The following is a 1417-nucleotide window of genomic DNA, read 5'->3' as shown; positions in this document are numbered from 1 at the left end:
TACCAGTGTGATCATCATGGTGATAAAAAATAAAAACATGGATGGCCTGATAAAATCCAGCAGGTTGATTTCGTTAATAATGTACCAGTCCAGGGTTGGAAAATACTTATATAGTATAATGGAATGGGACGTAAATCTGGATTCATCCCCGGTAGTGGGCTTTAATAAAGAAAATGAATCATATTGAGAGCCAAGGCTGATAGAATTATCGGAACTTCGCACTTTGCCTGTTTCATCTGCCATGAATATGTGGTTCGTGTCCGTAGCCTTATCCCGGTATATCTGGGAAATCGTATGTTCCGGAATGGATATTTCGATGTAACCCAATAGAGCAGCAGTCTGGTAATGGTAAAAGGGACGGATTAAAGAGACTGCAGCTATATTTTGATATCGGTTTGTCTGTGGATGTTTTGTGCGCAGTACCCAGACTGCTTCGGAATCCACAGGTACGCCTTCCAGAGTCGTATCATAAGGGTAAATCTCCGTAGTGGCTATCATATCCTTATCGGAGGAATATATCGTTACTGCATGTATAAAGGGAGTAGCCTGTACAATGCGGTTGATTTGTCCGGTTATATTTCTCTTATCATCCGCATTAAAATCAGTACGGTTGTCTTTGTATTTTCGCATCAGAGACTGGACTGTATTATCGATTATGATTGTTTTCGAATAATTTTTAGTAGATGTCAAATAATAATCAAGCTGGGAAGAAATATAGTCTAACTGCCTCAGTGCAGAGTTTGCTTCCAAACTGATAAAATGTTTATAAAAAATAAAAGATGTACTCAGAAGCAAAACTACCATAAATGCAATGGCAATGCCGGCACTGCTCAGGAAAAATTTAGATTGTATCGAAGCAGATTTTTTCTTATTCATTAAAAAATTCCTTTCCTATAAATATAGAGAATTTTATTATCTCCTATTATCTTCCTTATATTATATTATTTTAGACAAAAAGTCTACGTAAGGAATATGCTTTTTGTAAATGAAATGCAAAATGTACAAAAAAAATAGAAAATGACCATTCTAATTTACCGGAAAATTTTTTATAATGATTAAGACTTAAGAAATGAAAACTTAAAAAAATATAAAAAACGGAGGAGAAGAAGCAATGAGAATGAAAAAAGTAACAGCATTATTACTGGCAAGCGCTATGTGCGTTGGAGCTTTGGCTGGATGCGGCAGTTCATCCGACACAAAAGAAACAAAAGCAGCAGGTGATACACAGGCAGCTGGAGAAACAAAAGCAGCTGATGGAACAGATGCAGCAAAATCAGAAGGATCCGGTGATGGTGAAAAAGTTACAATCCGTCTTCTGACCAGAATGGCAGGTACTACAACTCAGGTTAATATCTATAACGATATCATCAATGAGTTTAAGGAAAAACATCCGGAAGTAACCATCGTGGATGATTCC

General features: G+C 36.7%; 1 protein-coding gene and 1 pseudogene. One reads left to right on the top strand and one right to left on the bottom strand.

Annotated features, from left to right (window positions below):
• A partial coding sequence (locus ACH2DQ_RS20265; RefSeq protein WP_395028056.1) for a cache domain-containing protein occupies positions 1-876 on the bottom strand: 876 nt, incomplete at its 3' end.
• Positions 877-1111: 235 nt separating this feature from the next.
• On the opposite strand from ACH2DQ_RS20265, the pseudogene ACH2DQ_RS20260 reads away from it, so the two are divergent.
• Positions 1112-1417: pseudogene (locus ACH2DQ_RS20260) on the top strand (hypothetical protein); the annotation flags it as partial.

The organism is Robinsoniella sp., assembly GCF_034124845.1.
Note: the sequence above shows the minus strand (reverse complement) of the source record. Positions and strands in the feature narration are given on the sequence as shown.